Here is a 13902-nt window from a genome sequence, read left to right as displayed (position 1 = left end):
CGCGTAAGTTCGTCGGCAGCGTCAGCTGTGTATAAGAGACAGGTCCAGCGCCGGGTACAGCAGCACCTGCAGGGCGGGACGTGCGGGCCCGGGGGCGCGCAGCCGCCCGGCCGCGGCGGCGGCGATCTGCCCGCCGGCGCTGTCGCCGGCGACACCGATCCGGGCGGGGTCCAGGCCGAGGCCGGCGGCGTGGCCGGCGACCCAGCGGACGGCGTGCACGGCGTCGTCGACCGCGGCCGGGTAGGGGTCCTCGGGCGGGCGGCGGTAGTCGACCGACACCCACGCGGCGCCGCTGGCCAGCGTGAGCGCCCGCACGACCGGGTCGTAGGACTCGACGTCGCCGAGGACCCAGCCGCCGCCGTGGAAGAACACCAGCGCCGGCGCCGGGCCGCCGGAGGAGGGCCGGTACAGCCGGGCGGGCAGCGGACCGGCGGGGCCGTCCAGGACCAGGTCCTTGACGGTGCCGACCGGTGGGCGCGGGGACCGGGCCAGGTCGGCGGCGAGTTCGCGGCGCGCGTCCTGGACGCCGCGGCCGGGCGCCGCGGGTTCGGCGAGGCGGCGGCGCATGAACGCCAGGTACTCCGGATCGCGGCCCATGGAATCCTCCCGGGGCCGAGCCTACGGGTCTCTCGCCGGGTCGGGGAGCCGCCCGTCCGGCGGAAAACCCGTTGCCGCCGGCCGCGCGGTCCGGGCAGTCTGGATCAGGCAGGCACCGCACCGGTCATGGCGCCGGAGCCGGGCGGCGGCCCGCGCGGCCGCCGCGGGCGGGTTCGACTCCCGCCGGCGTCTTCGGCTCCGCCTCCGCGTCACCCTGGGGGCGGAGCCCCGCTCCCCGTAGCTCAGCGGACAGAGCACCGGCCTCCGAAGCCGGGAGCCGCAGGTTCGATTCCTGCCGGGGAGGCCCCGGCCCCGACCCTTCCCGCCGCCCTGGGCCGCCGCCGCGATCTCGCCGCGCACGACGTGCTGGACGTAGCCGTTCACCGGACCTTCTGGCGCTCTCCCTGGGCCTCCTGGTTGCGTACGCCATTCCCAGAGGTGGCTTTCCCGTCGGCCGGGGCGCGGGTTGCGCCCCGGCCGACGGGAACCGTCACCGTGGGGTCAGACGCCGAACGGGGCCGGGTAGGTGATCGTGCCGGACGGGACGGGGCCCGGCCCGTCCAGCACCAGCGCCATCAGCGACTCGTCCGGCACCTCGAACGGCGCGGAGACGCCCAGCGACGAGGCCGGTGCGAACCCGAACCGCGGGTAGTAGCCGGGGTGCCCGAGCACCACCACCAGCCGCTCGCCGCGCCCGCGGGCGGCACGCGCGGCCGCCGCGGCCAGCGCCGCGCGGACCGCGGCGCTGCCCGCGCCCCGCCGCTGGCAGGCGGGCAGGACGGCCACCGGCGCCAGCGCCAGCGCACCGGCGCCACCGACGCGGCACCGGGTGAGCAGCGCGTACCCGGCGACCAGGCCGCCCGGCGTTTCGGCGACCGTCGCCAGGCCCGGCACCCAGGCCGCGTCCCGGCGCAGCGCGTCGACCAGGCGGGCCTCGTCCTCGGCCGGGAACGCCGCCGCGACCACGGCGCGGACCGCCGCGGCGTCCCCGGGGGCCTCCGGTCTCGTCGTCCAGGTCACCGGCCCCGCCCCCGTTCCCGGTACATCCGCCGCTGCCACCGGGAGATCTCCTTGAACCGGGCGCGGCGCTCGGCGTCCAGGCGCGCGTCGGCGCGGGAGGCGATCCAGTCGTTCTCGCGCTGCAGCTTGCGGTAGCTGTCCAGGCGCCGCCGCGGCAGCGTCCCGTCCTCGACGGCGGCCAGGACCGCGCAGCCCGGCTCGGTGCGGTGGGCGCAGTCACCGAACCGGCAGCCTGCGGCCAGGTCGGTGATGTCGGCGAAGGTGCGGTCCAGGCCCTCGGACGCCTCGAACAGGCCCACGCCGCGCAGGCCCGGCGTGTCGATCAGGACGCCGCCGCCGGGCAGCGGCAGCAGTTCGCGCCGGACGGTGGTGTGGCGGCCCTTGCCGTCGCGGGCGCGGACCGCGCCGGTGGCCAGCGCGTCCCGCCCGAGCAGCGCGTTGCCGAGGGTGGACTTGCCCGATCCCGACGGCCCGACCAGGGCCACGGTTCCGTGCAGGACGGCGCGGACGGCGTCGACGCCGTCCCCGGACGCGGCGCTGCACGCGATTACGTCCACGCCCGGCGCGGCGGCGGCCGCCCGCGCCTCGGCATCGGCGGTGCCGGGCACGCGGTCGGCCTTGGTCAGCACGACCACCGGCCGCGCGCCGCTCTCGAACGCCAGCGCCAGCAGCCGCTCGACGCGGCCGAGATCCAGGCGGGCGTCCAGGGCGACGGTGACGGCGACGGTGTCGACGTTGGCGGCCAGCACCTGGCCGCGCGAGTCCCGCGACGCCGACGACCGCACGATCGCGGTGCGGCGCGGCAGCAGCGCCGCCACCACCGGCCGCCCGCCGGGGCCGCCGGGTCGCAGCGCCGCCCAGTCGCCCGTGCACGGCGCCTGCGGCGGGCCGGCGAGCGCATCGGAAGGACTGACGGAGGGGTCGATCGGTGGGGCGGCGGGCGGGTCGGCGGGCGGTGCGGAGACCGGGCCGGTCACGGCCCGCAGCGGGCCCTGCCCGGTGACCACGTCGCACAGGCCGCGGTCGACCGCGGCCACGCGCGCGGGGATCAGCCCCGCCGCGCGATGAGGGAGGAACGCGTTGTCGAGGGCGTCGTCCCAGCCGTAGGCGGCCAGGGGCGACGACCCCGCGGATGCGGAAGGCAATGTCTTGGAACCCTTGCGTGAAGCGGGCCCCGGCGTGCACGCGCCCGGCCGGTGAGGCGGGACGGGTCAGCCGGCGGCCCGGGAGAACAGGACGGGCCGAGTGCCGCGGACGGCGGCAACCGCAACGACGGCCATGCGTCCCCACCTCCCTTTCCGGTTCCGCCCGCGACTGTACTCGCCGCCCCCGCGCCCACGCCAGCCATTTATCCGCCGCCCGCCCCGGCCGCACCTGCCGCGGCCGGGTGCTCCCCCGCGCGGGGGAGGGGGATCGGCCGCCGCGGGGAGGCGCCGCCGCGTCCCCGGCCGCAGGATCGGGTCATGACCATCCAGCTCACCGGCCCCGCCCCCGCGGCCACGCCCGGGAACGCGCGCCGCAGGCGGGCCCTCGACCGCATCGTGCCGTGGGCGGCGCCGGCCTGGGTGCTCGCCTACGGCGTCCTGCGCGCCTACTGGGCGGCCGGGAACCAGCCGGAGGACCTGTCGCCCGCCGGGCCCGACCTGGTCGTGTTCACCGGCTGGGGTAGCGTCGCGCTGTGCGGCGCCGCCGCGGCCGTCCTGGTCGCGCTCACGCACCCGGCCGCGCGGCACCGCCCCGGGCGGGTCCTGCGGGCCGCCGCGTGGGCGGCCGCGGCGTGCCTGGCCGCCGCGGGCGCGCTGCTCCTCCTCGACGTGATCGGCGCGGTCCTGCCCGGCCTCGGCGTCGCCTTCCGCCCGCTGGGCGCGCTCAGCCGCGCCGCGTGCGTGACCGCCGCGATCCTGACCGGCCTCGCGGCCCTGGCGCACCGGCGCCGCACCCGCGTCGGGTGCGGGTGCGGGGCGGCCGCGGCGGGCCCGCTCGCCCGCACCCCGGCGTGGGCGTACCGGGCCGCCTACCTCGCCGTCGCCGGCTGCGCCGCGCGGGTCGCGGCGCAGGCCGCCGTCGGGTTCGGGGAGTCGCCCCTGTCGGGCGGTCTCTCGGCGCTGGTGTTCGAGGCCGGGTTCCTGCTCGGCGGGACCCTGCTGCCGCTGGCGCTCGTGCACCCCTTCGGGCGGACGTGGCCGCGCCTGGTGCCCGGGCTGGGCGGGCGCCGCGTCCCGCGCCGGGTGGTGCTGTGGCCGGCCACCGCGATCTCCGCCGGCCTGACGGTGTACTTCGGGCTGATGCTGCTGCTGATGTGCTGGGAGCGGCTCCACGGCCGCAACCCGTTCCCGCCCGAAGGGGGCCTGGACCTGCCCGAGGTGTTCTTCTGGGTCGCCGTCCCCGCGTACGTGCTGTGGGGTGCGGGGATGGCCGTGGCCGCCCGCGCCTACGCCCGCCGCACCCGCGTCCCCTGCCCCGCCTGCGGCCGCTGACCCGGCCGGCCCCGCGTCCCGGCCGGAACCGGCGGCGCCGTTCGGAAGTTATGGTGATTTGGGGGGCGGATCGTGCTGAGGGGCGTGGCTGTGGACGACAGGGACCTGCAGGAGAACCGGAACGGCGGCGCGGACGGCGGCGCGGACCAGGCCGCCGCGCGGCGGCTGGAGGAGATCTGGGACGGGCTCGCCCCGGCGGCCGCGACCGCCGCGCGGAGCGCCGCCACCGCCGGGGAACCCGTCGTCGCCGCCGCCCGCCGGGCCGCCGCGGTCGCCGCGGCCCGCATCCTGGACCAGCTCGCCGGCACGCCCGCGATGAAGGCCGTCGAGCAGGCCGCCCGCGACGCCGCGGTGAAGGCCGCCTCCGCCGCCGCCGAACGCGCCGTCACCGAGGCCCGCGCCGCCGCCGAGGCCAACCCCGCCACCGCGGGCGCGTACCAGGCCGCCGCCACCGCGCTGACCCTCGCCGAGCAGGCCGCCCAGCAGACCGCGCGGCATCCCATGGCGGCCGCCGCGCGCCGCTTCGCCGCCGGTCCCCTCGCCCGCGCCGCGACCGACGCCGCCCTGGACGTCGCCGCCCGCACCGCCGCCGCCCCCGTCGTGCAGGCGGCCACCAGGACCGTCGTGGACGCCGCGGTCGACACCGTCGCCGACGCCGCGGCCGAGGCCGCCATGACCGCCGGCCGCGACGTCGTCGCCCGCGTCGTCCGCGAGACCGCCGAGCAGGCCGCCCGCGACCTGGCCGGGACCGTCCGCGACCGTGCCCGCGACGCCGCCGCGGCGCCCGAGCTCGCCCCCCTCACCGGCGCCGCCGCCGACCTGGCGGCCCGCGCCGCGGCCGACCCCGCCGTCCGCGGCGCCGCGGACCTGGTCGCCGCCGTCACCGGCAGCGCCGTCGCCCGCACCGCCCGCGACCTGGCCCTGCGCGCCGCGTCCCGGACCGCCACCGCCGCGATCGAGGCGGTGCTGCGCGAACTGCTCCGCGACGCGCTCAGACTCGCCATGCAGGACGCCCTGCGCGGCATCGTCGCCGACGTCGCCCGCGACATCGTCGTCGACGTCGCCAGGACCACCTGGATCACCGCCACCCGCCCGTCCCCGACCCCCGGCACGACCACCGGTACGGTCACGGGGGCGGCCGTCATCGTCGAGGAGACCGTCGAGGAGACCCCCGCCGGGCGGACCCGCACGACCGACGTGTGGGCGCAGGTCACCACCGAGGACACCCCCGCCGCGGACCGTGATGTACTCGGAGGGGAAGGGCCGTCCCGACCGGCGGACACGCCGACGAACAGGAAGTGATCCCGATGGCCGACACCCTCGACGACACCGCCGTCGCCGGCCGGCTGCGCGACCTGCCGGCCTGGAACCGCGACGGCGACCACATCCGCAGGCGGCTGAAGGCGCCCACCTTCCTGGCCGGCATCGACCTGGTCGGCGACGTCGCCCGCGCCGCCGAGGACGCCGACCACCACCCCGACATCGACATTCGCTGGCGCACCCTGACGTTCACCCTGACCACCCACAGCGCCGGCGGCCTGACCGGCAAGGACTTCGACCTCGCCGCCGCGATCGACCGGATCGCCGCCCGCCACGGCGCCGAATAGCCCCGTGCCCGGCCGGAGCCCGGCCCCGCGACCCGCCCAGGGGCCGGTTCAGGTGGCGGTGTGCGGGCCCGGCGAGTGCACCGAACGCGAACGCGGCCACGCCCGCGAGACCGGGCGGCTGCTCGCCCGGCACGGCGCCGTGGTCATCTGCGGCGGGCACGGCGGGGTCATGGCCGCCGCCGCGGCGGGCGCCCGCGCCGCCGGCGGCATCGTCGTCGGCGTCCTGCCCGGCCCGGACCGCACCGGCGCCGGACCCGACCTCACCGTCGCGCTGCCCACCGGCCTCGGGCAGGCCCGCAACAACGTGATCGTCAACGCCGCCGACGCCGTGATCGTCATCGGCGGATCCTGGGGGACGCTGTCGGAACTGGCCCTGGCGATGCGGCGCGCCGCGGTCCCGGTCGTGCAGATCGGCGGATGGCGCGTCCACGACCAGAGCGGCCGGCCCGCCCGCGGCATCGTGCACGCCGCCGGCGCCGCCGAGGCCGTCGCGGCCACCGGCCTGTTCGGGCCGCCGCCCCCCACCGGCCCCTGACGGCGCGTCAGTGCGCCGAGAACCCGCCGTCCACGAAGATCGACTGGCCGGTGACGTAGCCGGCCGCCGGGGAGGCGAGGAATACCGCCGCGCCCGCGAAGTCCTCCGGCAGGCCGTTGCGGCCGGTCAGCGTGCGGGCGGCCAGCGCCCGCACCCGCTCGGGGTCCGCCGAGACGCGGGCGTTCAGCGGCGTCAGCACGAACCCCGGCACCAGGGTGTTGGCGGTGACGCCCCGCGGCGACCACGCCTCGGCCTGCGACCGCGCCAGCGCCACCAGGCCCGCCTTGGACACCCCGTAGGCTCCGCTGGTCAGCGACGCCCGGAACGCCTGCTGCGAGGCGATGTGGATCAGCCGCCCGAAGCCCCGCTCGGCCATCCCCGGCCCGAACCGCCGCCCGAGCAGGAACGGCGCGTCCAGGTTCACCGCCATCGTGGTGTCCCACACCTCGTCGCCGAGCTCGCCCATCGCGGGCCGCAGGTTCACCGCGGCCGAGTTCACCAGGATGTCCGGCTCCCCGAACGCGGCCGCCGCCTCCTCCGCCGCCCCGGCCACCCCCTCGCGGGTGCCCAGGTCGGCGCGGACGGCCGCCGCGCGGCACCCGTGGCCCTCCAGCTCCCGCACCACCGCGGCCAGCTCCGCCGCACGCCGCGCGACGACCACCACCGACGCGCCCGCCCGGCCCAGCGCGACGGCGATCGCCCGCCCGATCCCCGAGCTGCCGCCCGTCACCACCGCCACCCGCCCCTCCAGCGAGAACAGCTCCGACAGGTAGGGCGAGGGGGACGGCCGGTCACTCATGACCGCAGAGTCTACGAGCCGCCCCGCCCCGGCCGGCCGCCCGGTCAGGTGTCGAAGCGCCACCGCGACGCGCCGAACGGCTCGACGGTGGCCACCCCCGCCGCGGTGCGGAACGTGAAGCGGTACAGGTGCCACGGCGGCGGGCCCGCGCTCTGCGCGCTGTAGGGGGCGGTGAGCGCGTCGCCGTCCACCCGCGCGGGCCAGCCGCCCGCCCGGAAGCCGGCCGCGACCGGCTCCAGCACCGCGGGATCGGTGACGCGCACCGCCTCGCCCTCCAGCACCAGGTCCGCGCCCGGCACCCGCACCGACAGGGTGCACGCCGGGTTCGCCGCCAGATCGCGGGACTTGCGGGTGCCGGGCCCGCTGGTGAAGTACAGGTCGCCCTCGTGCCACAGCGCGCCCACCCCCGCCGCGTGCGGGCGGCCGTCGGGCCGCACGGTCCCCAGGAACACCGGGGTCTGCGGCTTCGGCAACGCCTCCTTCAGCGCCTCCCGCGCGGTGTCCCAGGTCAGGACACCGCTGCCGTAGATGTCGAGGTTGCGGGTCTGCGCGGGTTCACGGTCGGTCATCGTCGTCCCCTCCTCACGGAACAGAGCTTCCACGGATGCAGACCCCGTCCGCGCCCGTGAAATCATCGCGCCCCGGACCACTTTGGGTTCGATCCGGCGCCGCCGCGGGAACGAGGTCAGGATCTGGCCGCGTTCGCGCGCATACTGGGGGCATGCCGCCGTCCGAACGCCTCCTGCGGCTGCTGTCGCTGCTGCAGGCACGCCGCGAATGGAGCGGCCCGGAGCTGTGCAGACGGCTCGGGGTCAGCGCCCGCACCGTCCGCCGCGACATCGGGCGGCTGCGCGACCTCGGCTACCCCGTGCACGCCACCCCCGGCGCCGCCGGCGGCTACGGCCTGGCGGCGGGCGCTGCGATGCCGCCGCTGCTGCTCGACGACGAGGAGGCCGTCGCGATCGCCGTCGGGCTGCGCTCCGCCGCCGGCGGAGCGGTCGAGGGCATCGGGGAGGCGTCGGTGCGGGCGCTGGCCAAGCTCGAACAGGTGCTGCCCGCGCGGCTGCGGCGCCGCGTGACCGCCCTGCACACCGCCACCACGCCCCTGGACGGGCCGCTCGCCGGGCCGCCCGCCGGGCCGCGGGCCGACCCGCGGACCCTCACCGTCCTGGCCGCCGCGTGCCGCGACCGCGAACGGCTCCGCTTCACCTACCGCGGCGCGGACGGCGCCGAGTCCGCCCGCGTGGCCGAGCCGTACGGGCTGGTGCCGGCCGGGCGGCGCTGGTACCTGGTCGCCTTCGACACCGGCCGCGGCGGCTGGCGCACCTTCCGCGTCGACCGCCTCACCGACCCGCACCCGACCGGCGTGCGGGTCCCGCCGCGCGAGCTGCCCGCCGCGGACCCCGCCGCGTTCGTGGCCCGCTCACGGGCGCGGTCACCGCAGGTCCGGGCGGTGCTGCGGGTGCACGCCCCCGCCGCCGAGCTGGCCGACCGGTTCCGGGTGAGCGAAACGGAGGTCGAGGCCGTCGACGAACACACCTGCGTGCTGCGCACCACCGCCGACTCCCTGGAATGGACGGCGCTGCGCATCGCCTACCTCGACCTGGACTTCGAGGTAGAGGGGCCGCCCGAGCTGGCCGACCGGCTCACCGCGATGGCCGCCCGCCTCACCCGCGCCACCACCCGCACCGAGCCCCGGCCCGGCTAGCCGACGATCCGCACGGGCAGGCCGCCGCGGGGACGCATCGCCGTCACGCTGGTCGGCGTGACCGCGCGCGACACCAGCCGCAGCCGGGTGCGGCGCAGCAGGCACGCCAGCATCGTCTTGATCTCCACCGTCGCCAGCGTCGAGCCGATGCAGCGGTGCGGGCCGCCACCGAACGGCAGGTACGTGGCGGGCGTGGCCGGGCGGTGCAGGTCCGAGGACGGGTCCCACCGCTCGGGACGGAACCGCCCCGCCAGCGGCCACACCTCCGGCATCCGGTGCGTGACGTAGGGGGAGTACAGCACCATCGCACCCGCCGGGATCCGGTGCCCGCCGTACTCGAAGTCCTCCACCGGCACCCTGGCGCTGAGCACCGCGGGCGGGAACAGCCGCAGCGTCTCGTTCACCACCCCGTCCAGGAACGTCAGCGCGGGCAGGTCACCGGCCTCCGGGAGCCGGTCGCCGACCACCTCGGCGACCTCCCGCCGCGCCCGCTCCTCGACCTCCGGGTGGGTCGCCAGCACGTACACCGCCCACGCCATGGCGGCGCTGGTGGTGTCGTACCCGGCGGAGATGAGGCTGATGACCTGGTCCTGCAGCTCCTGGCGGGTCAGGCCGGCGCCGTCCTCGTCGCGCGCGGCCATCAGCATCGCCAGCACATCGTCGTGTGCCGCCCCCTCCGGCGCGGTGTCCTCGCGCAGGCGGCGCGCGACCTCCTCGTCCACGCGGCGGGCCACCTGCGCGCGGGCCGCGGCGACGCGCCGCATGTAGGGGTTGGGGATCTGCCGCAGCATCATCTGCAGCACGAAGTTGCGGTCGATCGCGGCCAGCGCGACCTGCAACCGCCGCCCGATCACCTCGGCGTCGGCGGCGAGGCGGTCGCCGAACAGCACCTCGACGGTGCTGCGGCGGATCACCGACCGCAGTTCGGCGTAGGCGTCCAGTGTCCGGCCGGGCTGCCAGGTCCGCAGGGCGGCGTCGGTGTTGGCGGCCATCCGCTCCACGTAGGCGCCGACGCGGCGGTGGTGGAACGCCGGCTGCACCAGGCGGCGGCGCCGCCGGTGGTCGGCGCCGTCGCTGACGATCAGCGCGGTCTCCCCGTTCACCGGCACCAGCAGGTCGAACGCCTCCCGCCAGCGGAACAGGCCGGAGTTGGCGAACACGAACGCGTTGGCGTCCGGGCCGAACAGGTGCACCAGCGGCTTGCGGCGCGGCCCGACCGCCGCGACCGGGCCCGCCTCGGCGTGCAGCCGCAGCAGGCTCGCGCACGGGTCGGCGGTGAACGCGATGCCGTGCCGGACCGTCAGCGCCAGCGGCGGGCGGGCCGCCCCCCGCGCCCGTCCGGTGCGCGCGCGTCCGGTGCGCGGCCGGCCCGCCGCGCGTGCCCTGCCTGCCGGGGTTCGGGGAGTCACGCGCCCACTATGGCACGCCTTTGCGGGCCGCCCGCCGCGCCGCGGCGGATGCGGCGGTGGGAGTATGGGGGAGTGAACGACATCGACGCCGCCGGGCCGATGAGCGCGCGGCCCGAAGGGCACCCCAAGCCCGGCACGCGGACGGTGGACCGTTCGGTCGCGGTGCTGCGCTCGTTCGAGGACACCGCCCGGCAGACCCCCACCGAGATCGCGCACCGGGTCGGGCTGTCGGTCAGCACGGCGCACCGCATCGTCCACGCCCTGCACGCCACCGGGATGCTGGGGCAGGACCCGGCGACCGAGCGGTACTTCCTCGGCCCCACCACCGCGATCCTCGGGCGGCTGGCGCTGGAGCGGATGGGCGCCACCCTGCTGCAGCCGGAGCTGACCGCCCTGCGCGACGGGACCGGCGAGGCCGTCAGCCTCGGCGTCCGCACCGGCGACGAGGTCGCCGTCCTGCTGCACCTGCCCTCCGGCCACCCGCTGCGGTACGAGCAGCCGCCCGGCGACCGCAACCCGGTCCACGCGTGCGCGATGGGCAAGGCCCTGCTGGCGTTCGGCGGCGACCCCGTCGGGGGCGGCGAGCCCTACCGCCGCTACACCCCCGCCACCCTCACCTCCCGCGCGGCCCTGGACGCCGACCTGGCCCGCATCCGCGACCGGGGCCACGCGGTCAACGACGAGGAGCGGCTGGCGGGCGTCCGCGCGGTCGCCGCGCCCGTCCGCGACGGCGGCGGGCGCGTCTTCGCCGCCGTCGCGCTACAGGGCCCCACGGTCCGGTTCGGCGACGACCGGCTGCCCGTCCTGGCCGAGGCCGTCGTGGCCGCCGCCGGGCGCCTCACCGACCTGCACCGCCACCTGTCCTAGCCCCCCGCCAGGCCCGGCCCCGGCCGACTCATCCCCGTCGGGCCGGAGCGCGGGGAGCCGGGCCGCGGCGACGGCGGCCAGCTCCTCCAGCAGCGCCGCCACCGCGGGCGGCCGCGGCCCCGCCGGGACCAGCGCGGCGATACGGCGCCGCCCCGCCAGGGGAAGGGTGGGACACGCCACACCCGGCTCGGTGTGCAGGCCCAGCGCCAGCTCCGGCAGCGTCGTGACGGCCAGGCCGCGGGCGACCAGCCGCTGGATCGCCACATGGTCCTCGGTGGCGAACGCGATGTCGGGGGTGAACCCCGCCCGCTCGCACGCCCACCGAAGATGGGCGCGGCACCGGGCGCAGCCCGACGCCCACGTCTCGCCCGCCAGGTCGGCGAGCCGCGGCCGCGGCGCCGCCGCCAGCGGATGCCCGGCCGGGACCAGCAGCCGGATCGGGTCCTCGCCCAGCACGATCTCGCGGAACCGCGACCCGGTGTCGGGCGGCATGTAGGGGTAGCGGAACACCACCGCCACGTCGGTCTCCCCGGCGCGCAGCGCCGCCAGCGCCTCGCCCGGCTCGGCGTCCACCAGCCGCACCGACACCCCCGGCGCGCGGGCCCGCAGCCGCGCCAGCGCGTCGGGCAGCAGCCCCCCGGCGGCGGTCGGGAACACCGCGACCCGCACCCGCCCGGCCCGCAGCCCCGCGACCGCGGCGATCCGCTCCTCGGCGTCGGCCATCCGCGCCAGGACGTCCTCGACGTGCTCGACCAGGATCCGCCCGGCCTCGGTCAGCCGCACGCCGCGGCCGTGCCGGACCACCAGCGGCGTGCCGGCCTCGGCCTCCAGCCGCGCGATGTGGTGCGACACGGCGGGCTGGGTGTAGGCCAGGGACCGGGCGGCCGCGGTCATCGAGCCGAGCCGCGCCACCTCCCGCAGGATCCGGCCGCGGTGCAGGTCCAGCATCCCCGCAAGGTATCAACCACACTGATGGGACGCCCAGAAAACCGTACTTTGTCCTATGGGCGGTGCGTGCCCGACGATCGGTGCATGAGCGTTCCCACCAGCACCATCCCCTCGAACGGCACACCTTCGGACGGCACGCCTTCGAGCGGTGCCCTCTCCATCGACGACGCGCGCCGCGAGTTCGGCGCGGGCGTCGCCTACCTCGACACCGCCTCCTACGGCCTGCCGCCCCGCGCGGCGCACGAGGCGATGCTCGCCGCCGAGCGGGACCGCGCCGCCGGGCTGCTGACCGCCAGAGCGATGGACGAGGCGGTGACCCGCTCCCGCGCGGCGTTCGCGCGGCTGCTCGGCGTCGCGGCCGAGCACGTCGCGTGCGGGCCGCAGGTGTCGTACTTCACGGGCCTGGTCGCGGCGTCGCTGCCCGCGGGAGCGACCGTCCTGACCGCCGAGGGCGACTTCACCTCGCTGCTGTGGCCGTTCGCCGCGCGGCCCGGCCTCACCGTCCGGTCGGTCCCGCTGGAGGAGATCCCCGACGCCCTGGGGACCGGCGGCGTCGACCTGGTCGCGGTGTCGGCGGTGCAGTCCGGCGACGGGCGCATCGCCCCCATGGACGCGCTGATCGCCGCAGCCCGCGCGCACGGCGCCCGGATCCTGCTGGACGCCACCCAGGCCGCCGGATGGCTGCCGCTGCCCGCCCGCCAGGTCGACTGGCTGGTGTGCGGCGGCTACAAGTGGCTGCTCGGCCCGCGCGGCACCTGCTTCCTCACCGGCACCCCCGAAGCCCTGGACGCGCTGCCCCCGATCGGCGCCGGCTGGTACGCCGGCGCCGACATCTGGGACTCGGTCTACGGGCTGCCGCTGCGCCTGGCACCGGACGCGCGCCGCCTGGACCTGTCGCCGGCGTGGCAGTGCTGGGCCGGGCACGCCCCCGCCCTGGAACTGCTCGGACGCGTCGGCGTCCCCGCGATCCACGACCACAACACCGCCCTGGCGCGCCGCTTCCGGGCCGCGCTGGGCCTGCCGCCCGGCGACTCGGCGATCGTGCCGGTGCCCGTCCCCGCCGGCACCGCCGAGACGCTGCGCGCCGGCGGGGTGGTCGCCTCGGTGCGGGCTGGACGGCTGCGCTGCGCGTTCCACCTCACCACGACCGAGGCCGACGTGGACAAGGCGGCCGGGCTCCTCGCCCCGATCATCGGCACCGGCCGCGCCGACCCGCGCTGACCTGCACTGACACGCGCTGACCTGCACTGACACGGCCGCGGAAAAAACTCCGAAGAAAAATCCGGGGAGATGTCGATCCGCGGGGCGGCCGTGCGACGCGTCAGTGAAAGGCCGATGAGACGCACCGCACGGAAGGACCACCGCCATGACCGCGACACACACTCCCACCACCACCACCACCGCCACCGGCGACAGCGCCGCCGCCCGCATGACCACGCGGCGCAAGGTGCTGTGGGGCCTGCAGATCTTCCTGGCGGCGTTCCTGTTCTTCGCCTCCGCGCTGCCGAAGTTCGCCGGGCAGGCCGGCGCGGTCGAGACCTTCGACCAGATCGGCTGGGGCCAGTGGTTCCGCTACCTCACCGGCACCGTCGAGGCCGCCGGCGCGATCGCGCTGGTCATCCCGCGGCTGGCCGGGATCGCCGGGATCGCGCTGATCGGCCTGATGGCAGGCGCCGCCCTCACCCAGATCCTGGTGCTGGAGCCGGCGTGGGCGCTGCTGCCCGCCGCGTTCGCCGTGGTGTTCGCCGCCGTCGCCCGGGACCGCCGCGCCGAGTCCCGCCGGGTGCTGGGCTCGCTGCGCGGGGCCCTGCGCCGCTGACCCCGCCGGGTGACGCGGGTGTCCCCGGGACCGGCCGGTCCCGGGGACACCCGCGTCCTGACCGTCCGGGCCCGGGTCACACAGGGCCGGGTCACGTGGGGCGCGGGCCGGGGGAG

The 13902-nt window shown here is 77.9% G+C and carries 15 protein-coding genes and 1 tRNA gene; 9 read left to right on the top strand and 7 right to left on the bottom strand.

The genetic code is table 11. The features are described from left to right. Positions 1-21 precede the first annotated feature (21 nt). A complete protein-coding gene (locus E1289_RS31165; RefSeq protein WP_207929266.1) occupies positions 22-597 on the bottom strand; it encodes an alpha/beta hydrolase fold domain-containing protein in 576 nt (191 codons plus the stop codon). A 231-nt stretch (positions 598-828) separates the two neighbouring features. On the opposite strand from E1289_RS31165, the gene E1289_RS31160 reads away from it, so the two are divergent. Then, positions 829-901: transfer RNA gene (locus E1289_RS31160), tRNA-Arg, on the top strand. A 197-nt stretch (positions 902-1098) separates the two neighbouring features. Here the strand turns inward: E1289_RS31160 and E1289_RS31155 are convergent. Then, entirely contained in the window at positions 1099-1656 is a 558-nt protein-coding gene (locus E1289_RS31155) for an N-acetyltransferase (RefSeq protein ID WP_165970676.1), read from the bottom strand. Continuing rightward, the gene (gene rsgA, locus E1289_RS31150) at positions 1614-2762 is read right to left on the bottom strand and encodes a ribosome small subunit-dependent GTPase A (RefSeq protein ID WP_131986609.1); all 1149 of its coding nucleotides are present in this window, start codon (positions 2760-2762) and stop codon (positions 1614-1616) included. The genes E1289_RS31155 and rsgA overlap by 43 nt, the downstream gene beginning before the upstream one ends. Before the next feature lie 318 nt (positions 2763-3080). Between rsgA and E1289_RS31145 the strand changes: the two genes are divergently transcribed. The 4 genes from E1289_RS31145 to E1289_RS31130 all read left to right on the top strand — a co-directional run bounded on the left by E1289_RS31145 (position 3081) and on the right by E1289_RS31130 (position 6236). Continuing rightward, positions 3081-4094 carry a hypothetical protein gene (locus E1289_RS31145; RefSeq protein ID WP_131986607.1) on the top strand — a complete coding sequence of 338 codons (1014 nt, stop codon included), beginning with the start codon at positions 3081-3083 and terminating at the stop codon, positions 4092-4094. 90 nt (positions 4095-4184) lie between these two features. Further along, positions 4185-5396, top strand: a complete 1212-nt coding sequence (locus tag E1289_RS31140; protein WP_131986605.1) for a hypothetical protein — start codon at positions 4185-4187, stop codon at positions 5394-5396. Positions 5397-5401: 5 nt separating this feature from the next. Continuing rightward, positions 5402-5701: a 4a-hydroxytetrahydrobiopterin dehydratase gene (locus E1289_RS31135; RefSeq protein ID WP_131986603.1), complete on the top strand. Its 300-nt coding sequence runs from the start codon at positions 5402-5404 to the stop codon at positions 5699-5701. A 52-nt stretch (positions 5702-5753) separates the two neighbouring features. Beyond that, the gene (locus E1289_RS31130) at positions 5754-6236 is read left to right on the top strand and encodes a TIGR00725 family protein (protein WP_243713268.1); all 483 of its coding nucleotides are present in this window, start codon (positions 5754-5756) and stop codon (positions 6234-6236) included. Positions 6237-6243: 7 nt separating this feature from the next. Here E1289_RS31130 and E1289_RS31125 read toward each other — a convergent pair whose 3' ends face one another. Both E1289_RS31125 and E1289_RS31120 read right to left on the bottom strand, forming a co-directional pair. Next, positions 6244-7035, bottom strand: a complete 792-nt coding sequence (locus tag E1289_RS31125) for an SDR family oxidoreductase (RefSeq protein ID WP_131986599.1) — start codon at positions 7033-7035, stop codon at positions 6244-6246. 44 nt (positions 7036-7079) lie between these two features. Beyond that, entirely contained in the window at positions 7080-7604 is a 525-nt protein-coding gene (locus E1289_RS31120) for a pyridoxamine 5'-phosphate oxidase family protein (RefSeq protein WP_131986597.1), read from the bottom strand. A 152-nt stretch (positions 7605-7756) separates the two neighbouring features. Between E1289_RS31120 and E1289_RS31115 the strand changes: the two genes are divergently transcribed. After that, positions 7757-8743 (top strand): WYL domain-containing protein, encoded by a 987-nt coding sequence (locus tag E1289_RS31115; RefSeq protein ID WP_131986595.1) that lies wholly within the window; start codon positions 7757-7759, stop codon positions 8741-8743. Here E1289_RS31115 and E1289_RS31110 read toward each other — a convergent pair. After that, positions 8740-10152, bottom strand: a complete 1413-nt coding sequence (locus tag E1289_RS31110; RefSeq protein ID WP_243713267.1) for a cytochrome P450 — start codon at positions 10150-10152, stop codon at positions 8740-8742. The genes E1289_RS31115 and E1289_RS31110 overlap by 4 nt on opposite strands. Before the next feature lie 72 nt (positions 10153-10224). Here E1289_RS31110 and E1289_RS31105 point away from each other — a divergent pair, with 72 nt between their 5' ends. Then, a complete protein-coding gene (locus tag E1289_RS31105; RefSeq protein WP_165970675.1) occupies positions 10225-11019 on the top strand; it encodes an IclR family transcriptional regulator in 795 nt (264 codons plus the stop codon). Here the strand turns inward: E1289_RS31105 and E1289_RS31100 are convergent. Then, positions 10912-11967 carry a LysR family transcriptional regulator gene (locus E1289_RS31100; RefSeq protein WP_131986591.1) on the bottom strand — a complete coding sequence of 352 codons (1056 nt, stop codon included), beginning with the start codon at positions 11965-11967 and terminating at the stop codon, positions 10912-10914. The two genes, E1289_RS31105 and E1289_RS31100, sit on opposite strands and share 108 nt — an antisense overlap. Positions 11968-12051: 84 nt before the next feature. Here E1289_RS31100 and E1289_RS31095 point away from each other — a divergent pair, with 84 nt between their 5' ends. Beyond that, on the top strand, positions 12052-13188 hold the full coding sequence (locus E1289_RS31095; protein ID WP_131986589.1) for an aminotransferase class V-fold PLP-dependent enzyme: 1137 nt from the start codon (positions 12052-12054) through the stop codon (positions 13186-13188). Positions 13189-13333: 145 nt separating this feature from the next. Further along, positions 13334-13786 (top strand): DoxX family protein, encoded by a 453-nt coding sequence (locus E1289_RS31090; protein WP_207929265.1) that lies wholly within the window; start codon positions 13334-13336, stop codon positions 13784-13786. The last annotated feature ends 116 nt before the right edge of the window (positions 13787-13902 follow it).

The sequence above is a fragment of the Actinomadura sp. 6K520 genome (genome assembly GCF_004349245.1).
Classification (GTDB): Bacteria; Actinomycetota; Actinomycetes; order Streptosporangiales; family Streptosporangiaceae; genus Spirillospora.
This window is presented reverse-complemented; position numbering and strand designations above follow the sequence as displayed.

Excerpts from the sequence above, each read along its gene's own strand:
- E1289_RS31165 (WP_207929266.1), bottom strand. The coding sequence starts at position 597 with ATGGGCCGCGATCCGGAGTACCTGGCGTTCATGCGCCGCCGCCTCGCC.
- E1289_RS31145 (WP_131986607.1), top strand. The coding sequence starts at position 3,081 with ATGACCATCCAGCTCACCGGCCCCGCCCCCGCGGCCACGCCCGGGAAC.
- E1289_RS31135 (WP_131986603.1), top strand. The coding sequence starts at position 5,402 with ATGGCCGACACCCTCGACGACACCGCCGTCGCCGGCCGGCTGCGCGAC.
- E1289_RS31125 (WP_131986599.1), bottom strand. The coding sequence starts at position 7,035 with ATGAGTGACCGGCCGTCCCCCTCGCCCTACCTGTCGGAGCTGTTCTCG.
- E1289_RS31120 (WP_131986597.1), bottom strand. The coding sequence starts at position 7,604 with ATGACCGACCGTGAACCCGCGCAGACCCGCAACCTCGACATCTACGGC.
- E1289_RS31115 (WP_131986595.1), top strand. The coding sequence starts at position 7,757 with ATGCCGCCGTCCGAACGCCTCCTGCGGCTGCTGTCGCTGCTGCAGGCA.
- E1289_RS31100 (WP_131986591.1), bottom strand. The coding sequence starts at position 11,967 with ATGCTGGACCTGCACCGCGGCCGGATCCTGCGGGAGGTGGCGCGGCTC.
- E1289_RS31095 (WP_131986589.1), top strand. The coding sequence starts at position 12,052 with ATGAGCGTTCCCACCAGCACCATCCCCTCGAACGGCACACCTTCGGAC.
- E1289_RS31090 (WP_207929265.1), top strand. The coding sequence starts at position 13,334 with ATGACCGCGACACACACTCCCACCACCACCACCACCGCCACCGGCGAC.